General features: G+C 64.8%; 7 protein-coding genes. All 7 read right to left on the bottom strand.

Annotated features, from left to right (window positions below; all coding sequences use genetic code 11):
• Positions 1 to 1,318: FimV/HubP family polar landmark protein (locus Q0L94_RS13500; RefSeq protein ID WP_296753994.1), on the bottom strand; the 1,318-nt coding region annotated here is incomplete at its 3' end.
• A 130-nt stretch (positions 1,319 to 1,448) separates the two neighbouring features.
• A complete protein-coding gene (gene asd, locus Q0L94_RS13495) occupies positions 1,449 to 2,576 on the bottom strand; it encodes an aspartate-semialdehyde dehydrogenase (protein ID WP_296753992.1) in 1,128 nt (375 codons plus the stop codon).
• 90 nt (positions 2,577 to 2,666) lie between these two features.
• A complete protein-coding gene (leuB, locus tag Q0L94_RS13490) occupies positions 2,667 to 3,728 on the bottom strand; it encodes a 3-isopropylmalate dehydrogenase (RefSeq protein WP_296753990.1) in 1,062 nt (353 codons plus the stop codon).
• A gap of 92 nt (positions 3,729 to 3,820) precedes the next feature.
• Positions 3,821 to 4,459, bottom strand: a complete 639-nt coding sequence (gene leuD / locus Q0L94_RS13485; protein WP_296753989.1) for a 3-isopropylmalate dehydratase small subunit — start codon at positions 4,457 to 4,459, stop codon at positions 3,821 to 3,823.
• Complete coding sequence (locus Q0L94_RS13480) at positions 4,459 to 4,581, bottom strand: entericidin A/B family lipoprotein (protein ID WP_296753987.1); 123 nt, start codon at positions 4,579 to 4,581, stop codon at positions 4,459 to 4,461. The genes leuD and Q0L94_RS13480 overlap by 1 nt, the downstream gene beginning before the upstream one ends.
• 10 nt (positions 4,582 to 4,591) lie before the next feature.
• Entirely contained in the window at positions 4,592 to 5,995 is a 1,404-nt protein-coding gene (leuC, locus tag Q0L94_RS13475; protein WP_296753986.1) for a 3-isopropylmalate dehydratase large subunit, read from the bottom strand.
• Positions 5,996 to 6,027: 32 nt separating this feature from the next.
• On the bottom strand, positions 6,028 to 6,888 hold an 861-nt coding region (locus tag Q0L94_RS13470; RefSeq protein WP_296753984.1), incomplete at its 5' end, for an MFS transporter.

The raw sequence follows: 6,888 nt of genomic DNA, 5'->3' as shown, positions 1-6,888 counted from the left end.
ACCACAGCACGCCACCCAGGCCGAGCGCGGCGAGACCGCCGCCCCAATACATCGGGTTGGCGAGCAGAGGGTCATACCAGTTTGCGGCCGGTTCGGGACTGGCCGCAGGCGCCTCGACGGCCGCAGCGACCGGCTTGGGTGTGGGCTGGGCCGTGGCCGGTGCAGCAGGCGCCTCGCTTTGCGTCTTCTCCTGCATTTCGACCAGCTTCTGCATGTCCTGGATCTGCTTTTCCAGTGCAGCCACGCGCTGATCCGATTCCTGCAGCGCCTTGTCGCGTGCGGTCGCATCCTCTTCCTGGGCGCGCAATTTTTCCTGTAGGACGCGGGTTTCGTCGACCTTGCCGGCGGCGGCCGGCGGCGCAAGCTTGGACAGTTTCAGGACGTCTTGCTGGGCTTCAGGCGCCGGTTTAGCGCGGTCTTCCACCTGCGGAGTAATTTTGCCGCTGCTGGCCTGACCCGGCTCCGCCTTGGCCTCCGGGGCTGCGCTCACGATCCCGGCCAGTTTCTGCCGGTAGGCACGCCAGTCATCGGCCTGCAATTTGAGTTCGCGCACCGCTTCCTTTTGCGGAATGGCCGCCACTTTTTCAGCCGATGGCACGTTCAGTGTCGTACCGGCTTTCAGGCGATTCATGTTGCCCTTGAAAGCCTGAGTGTTCTCGCGGTAGAGGCCCAGCAGGGTCTGCTCCAGACTCACTCCCCCCGGACGCACCTGGCTGGCAATTTTAACCAGGGTGTCGCCGCGCTTCACCGCCACGCGGTCTGGAGCGGCAGCTGACGATTGAGGAGCAGGCTGCGGCTTGCCTGCAGCCGTCGGTGCCGGCGTGGCCTGGCTTTGCATGGCCGGTGCGGGCATGGGCCCGGCAACAGGCGTCTGGGCCGGGGTAACCGCCACCGGGACCACTGTTTGTGCGCCGCCCATGCCGGGCGGATCGAGCAGCATGGTGTATTCGCGCACCAGCCGCCCCGAGGCCCAGTTCAATTCGATCAGCATATCGATGAAAGGATCATTCACCGGACGGCTGGAAGTCACTTTCAGCACGGCCTTGCCATTGGGCTTTTTCTCGACCGCAAAACGCAGGGAAGACAATACCGGGGCGAATTCGACGCGCGCATCGCGAAATGCCTGGTCGGAAGCGAGGCTGGCCGACAGGCTGTCGAGTTCGGCCTTGTCGGCTGCGAGGAGCTCGATCTCCGCCGCCAGAGGCTGCCCCAGCGCCGAAGTGACCGACAGCTTGCCCAACCCGGCTGCATGCGTCATCAGTGGCACGGCAATCAAGCCTGCAGCCACCAGCTGGGTGGTGAAGCGCTTCAATTTCATCCCATCTCTCCCTATTCGCCCCTGCGCGGGGCTGTTGAATCCTTGACGTCACTATTGACGGCTCGGCAGGCGCAATCTTTAGTGCAACAATCGCACCAGCCCAGGCCTTGCTGCAGGGCAGGCCTTGTGTTCAGGCTTGCAGCAGGATTCGCAGCATGCGGCGCAAGGGCTCCGCGGCCCCCCACAGCAGCTGGTCGCCGACGGTGAACGCGGTGAGGTACTGCGGCCCCATGTTGAGCTTGCGCATACGGCCGATCGGCACGCTGAGGGTGCCGGTCACCGCCGCCGGGGTGAGTTCGCGCATGGTGATCTCGCGGTCGTTCGGCACCACCTTGACCCACTGGTTGTGCGCAGCGATCAGGCTATGGATGTCGGCGAGCGGCACGTCTTTCGTCAGCTTGATGGTGAGCGCCTGCGAATGGCAGCGCATCGCGCCGACGCGCACGCAAAGGCCATCGATCGGGATCGGATTGTCGCTGCGGCGCATGATCTTGTTGGCTTCGACCTGCGCCTTCCACTCCTCCTTGGACTGGCCGGACTCGAGCGCGACATCGATCCACGGGATCAGGTTGCCCGCCAGCGGTACCGGCCAGGCGTCGACCGGATAGCGGTCGGAACGGATGAAGTCGGACACCCTGCGGTCGATTTCGAGAATGGCCGACGCCGGGTCGCCGATCAGGTCGGTGACTTCGGCGTGCACCGCGCCCATCTGCATGATCAGCTCGCGCATGTTGCGCGCGCCGGCGCCGGAAGCGGCCTGGTAAGTCATCGGCGACACCCATTCGACCAGCCCGGCGTCGAACAGCCCGCCCATCGCCATCAGCATCAACGACACCGTGCAGTTGCCGCCGACATAGGTCTTGACGCCGTTGGCGATGCCGTCCTGGATGACGTTCTTGTTGACCGGGTCGAGGATGATGATGGCTTCGTCCTTCATCCTGAGCGCCGAGGCAGCGTCGATCCAGTAGCCGTTCCAGCCGGCCGCGCGCAGCTGCGGATAGATCGCCTTGGTGTAGTCGCCGCCCTGGCAGCTGATGAGGGTGTCGCATGCCTTGAGGTCGTCGATGCTGTTGGCGTCCTTCAGCGGCGGCAGCTGCCCCCCATCAATCGTGCGCCCGATGTCGGGGCTCTTGCCGCCGACGTTGGACGTGGTGAAGAACACCGGGTCGATATGGTCGAAATCGCGCTCTTCCTTCATGCGGCCCATGAGCACGGAACCCACCATGCCGCGCCAGCCGACCAAGCCTACTTTCATCATGTCCATCTCCAAAAAAACTTATCCGCGAAGGACGCGAAGTACGCGAAGAAAAGCTTTTCTTGGCGTACTTCGCGTCCTTCGCGGAGAAAATCACAAAGCCTTCACCACCGCGTCGCCCATCTCGCTGCACGACACCTTCTGCGTGCCCTCGGTCCAGATGTCGCCGGTTCGCAGGCCCTGCGCGATCACCTGCTTCACCGCGTTCTCGATGCGGTCGGCGGTCGCCGGGTCGACGAAGGTATAGCGGTACATCATCGCCACCGACAGGATGGTCGCCAGCGGGTTGGCGAGATCCTTGCCGGCGATGTCGGGCGCGGAGCCGTGGATCGGCTCGTACATGCCCTTGTTGTGCTCGTCCAATGAGGCCGACGGCAGCATGCCGATCGAACCCGACAGCATCGAGGCCGCGTCGGACAGGATGTCGCCGAAGATGTTGCCGGTGACCAGGGTGTCGAACTGCTTGGGCGCGCGGATCAGCTGCATCGCCGCGTTGTCGACGTACATGTGCGAGAGCGCGACCTCGGGGTAGTCCTTGCCCACCTCGATCATCACTTCCTTCCACAGCTCGGAGCACTCGAGCACGTTGGCCTTCTCGACCGAGCACAGTTTCCTGCCGCGCTTCATCGCGATGCCGAACGCCACGTGCGCGACGCGGCGCACCTCGGATTCGGCATACAGCATGGTGTTAAAGCCGACGCGTTCACCATTCCTGACCTCGATGCCGCGCGGCTGGCCGAAATACACGTCGCCGGTGAGTTCGCGCACGATCATCAGATCGAGCCCCGACACCACCTCGGGCTTCAGCGACGACGCGCCCGCCAGTTCGGGGTACAGCAGCGCCGGGCGCAGGTTGGCAAAAAGATTGAGTTCCTTGCGGATGCGCAACAGGCCGCGCTCCGGGCGCAACGGGCGGTCGAGCGCGTCGTACTGCGGCCCGCCGACGGCGCCGAGCAGTACCGCGTCGGCTGCGCGCGCGAGTTTCAGCGTCGCCTCCGGCAGCGGATCGCCCGCGGCGTCGTAGCCGGCGCCGCCGATCGGCGCGGACTCCATTTCGATTTTCGCGCCCTCGGCTTTCAACACATTCAGAACCTTGAGCGCCTGTGCGACGATTTCCGGACCGATGCCGTCACCCGGCAAGACTGCAATTTTCATGTTTTAAAACCCTGTGTCCGCGAAGCACGCGAAGAAACGCGAAGAAAAGCTTTTCTTCGTGACCTTCGCGTCCTTCGCGGATAAAAAATCAATCACGCAAACAACCAAGGGGCTTCGACCTTGCGCCGTTCTTCATACGCCTGGATCTTGTCGGCCTGTAGCAGGGTGAGGCCGATGTCGTCCAGGCCATTGAGCAGGCGATGCTTGCGCCCCGCATCCACATCGAAGGGGATCGTTTCGCCGGTGGGCGTCGTCACCGTCTGCGCATCCAGGTCGACGGTCAGGGCATAGCCCTCGTTCGTGCCGCACTCGCGAAACAGGCGATCCACGATCCCGGCGTCGAGCACGATGGGCAGGAGGCCGTTCTTGAAACAGTTGTTGTAGAAAATATCGGCAAAGCTCGGCGCGATGATGGCACGGAATCCGTAGTCTTCCAGCGCCCACGGCGCGTGCTCGCGGCTGGAGCCGCAACCGAAATTCTCGCGCGCCAGCAGCACCGACGCCCCCTGGTAACGCGGCTGGTTCAGCACGAATTCCGTGTTCAGCGGACGGTCGTGATTCGACTTGCCGGGCTCGCCGTGGTCGAGATAGCGCCATTCGTCGAACAGATTGGGGCCGAAGCCCGAGCGCTTGATCGACTTCAGGAACTGCTTGGGAATGATGGCGTCGGTGTCGACGTTGGCGCGGTCGAGCGGCACCACCAGCCCGTCGAGAACGGTAAAAGCCTGCATTACTTGGTCGACTTCTGAATCGCGTCGCCGGCTTTCTCGATATCCTGGCCCACGCCGCGAACGGTGTTGCAGCCGGCCAGCGTCAGTGCGGCGGCAATCAAAATAGCGATCATCGGTTTCATACGGTTCTCCTTAAAAGTGTCGCACATCGACAAAATGCCCGGCGCACGCGGCCGCTGCGGCCATCGCCGGACTGACCAGATGGGTTCTGCCGTCCTGCCCCTGGCGCCCCTCGAAATTGCGGTTGGAGGTCGAGGCGCAACGTTCGCCCGGTTCCAGCCGGTCGGCGTTCATCGCCAGGCACATCGAGCAGCCTGGTTCGCGCCATTCGAAGCCGGCTTCGACGAAAATCCTGTCCAGGCCTTCGGCCTCGGCCTGCTGCTTGACCAGCCCGGAGCCCGGCACCACCATCGCCAGCTTGACGCTGGACGCGACCTTGCGGCCCTTCGCTACGCCGGCGGCTTCGCGCAGATCCTCGATCCGCGAGTTGGTGCACGAGCCGATGAAGATCTTGTCCACAGCAATCCCGGCGACCGGCGTGCCGGCCGCGAGGCCCATGTATTCCAGCGCGCGCGTCCAGTCGTGACGCTTGACCTCGCTCGGCGCGTCGGCCGGATTCGGCACGCGGCCATTGATGGTCGTCACCATCTCGGGCGAGGTGCCCCAGGTCACCTGCGGCTCGATCTTCGCCGCGTCGAGCTCGACCACGCGGTCGAACACCGCATCGGCGTCCGAATGCAGCGTGTTCCACCACGCCACTGCCTGGTCCCATGCCGCGCCCGCTGGCGAATAGGGCCGGCCCTTGACGTAGTCGATGGTGGTCTGGTCGACCGCCACCATGCCGGCGCGCGCGCCCGCCTCGATCGCCATGTTGCACAGCGTCATGCGCCCTTCCATCGTCAGCGCGCGGATCGCCGCGCCGCCGAACTCCAGCGCGTAGCCGGTGCCGCCGGCGGTGCCGATCTCGCCGATGATGGCGAGCGCGATGTCCTTCGCCGTCACGCCACGGCCGAGTTGGCCTTCGACCTTCACCAGCATGGTCTTCGACGGTTTCTGCCACAGGCACTGGGTAGCCAGCACGTGCTCGACCTCGGAAGTGCCGATGCCGAAGGCCAGCGCGCCGAACGCGCCGTGCGTCGAAGTATGCGAATCGCCGCACACCACGGTCATGCCGGGCAGGGTCAGGCCCTCTTCCGGGCCGATGACGTGGACGATGCCCTGGCGGATGTCGTCCATTTTGAATTCGGTGATGCCGAACTCGGCGCAGTTGGCGTCGAGCGTTTCCACCTGCAGGCGCGAAATCGGGTCGGCGATGCCCTGGCTGCGGTCGGTGGTCGGCACGTTGTGGTCGGGCACGGCGATGGCCGCGTCGGCGCGGCGCGGCATGCGGTGGGCCAGCTTCAGGCCTTCGAACGCCTGCGGGCTGGTGACTTCGTGCACCAGGTGGCGGTCGATGTAGAGCAGCGTGGTGCCGTCGGCTTCGACGTGGACGACGTGGGCGTCCCACAGTTTCTGGAATAAGGTCTGGCCGGGCATGGGAAGGGCAAATTACGTAAAGTCCAATTATTTCATAGCTGGGCGCCGACGGGCACGGATTTTGTTTTCCCCCACGCCGCATACACCGCCCACGCCAGCGCCGCGCTCGCGGCAGCCAGGGTGAACGTCCATGCCGGGCCCAGCGTGTCCCAGGTCAGGCCGCTGGCCAGCCCGCCGACGGTGCCGCCGATGCCGTAGGACAGGCTGGTGTAGAGCGCCTGCCCGCGCGCCTGGTGGCGTCCGCGGAAATGGGCATGGATCAGTGCCACCGCCGCCGCGTGAAAGGTGCCGAAAGTGAAGGCATGCAGCGTCTGCGCGCCCCACACCAGCCAGGCCGACTCCACCCCCCAGGCGATCAGCAGAAAGCGCAGCACCGCCAGTGCGAAGCTCGCCAGAATCAGCTTGCGCGGCGTCACCCGCGCAAAAATACGCGGAATGACGAGAAAAACCCCGATTTCGCACAGCACGCCGAGCGCCCACAGCCAGCCCACGGTGGATTTGTCGTAGCCGTGGTCGACCAGGTAGATCGAATAGAAGGTGTAGTACGGCCCGTGCGTCACCGCCATCAGCAGGCAGGCGGCCAGCAGCGACGCCACCTCCGGCCGCCTGACGATGTCCCACACTGAGTGATGGTCGGTGGGATGCGGCAGGATCTCGGCCTCGGGAATGACGCGAGCGAAGGCCGCGATGCCCAGCATCACCGCCAGCACCGCCCACGGCAGCCAGCTGATCGACACATGATCGAAGGCATAGCCCAGCCCCACCACCATCACGATGAAGCCGACCGAGCCCCACAGGCGGATGCGGCCGTAGGCGTCGGTGCGCTCGCCCAGATGCGACAGCGTCATCGCCTCGACCAGCGGCAGCGACGCGCTCCAGAAAAAACTCAGCGC

This window comes from Thiobacillus sp., assembly GCF_024708915.1.
This window is presented reverse-complemented; position numbering and strand designations above follow the sequence as displayed.

Bases quoted from the DNA above. Each gene is read 5' to 3' on its own strand.
- Q0L94_RS13480 (WP_296753987.1), bottom strand. From the start codon at position 4,581: ATGAAACCGATGATCGCTATTTTGATTGCCGCCGCACTGACGCTGGCC.
- leuD (WP_296753989.1), bottom strand. From the start codon at position 4,459: ATGCAGGCTTTTACCGTTCTCGACGGGCTGGTGGTGCCGCTCGACCGC.
- leuC (WP_296753986.1), bottom strand. From the start codon at position 5,995: ATGCCCGGCCAGACCTTATTCCAGAAACTGTGGGACGCCCACGTCGTC.
- asd (WP_296753992.1), bottom strand. From the start codon at position 2,576: ATGATGAAAGTAGGCTTGGTCGGCTGGCGCGGCATGGTGGGTTCCGTG.
- leuB (WP_296753990.1), bottom strand. From the start codon at position 3,728: ATGAAAATTGCAGTCTTGCCGGGTGACGGCATCGGTCCGGAAATCGTC.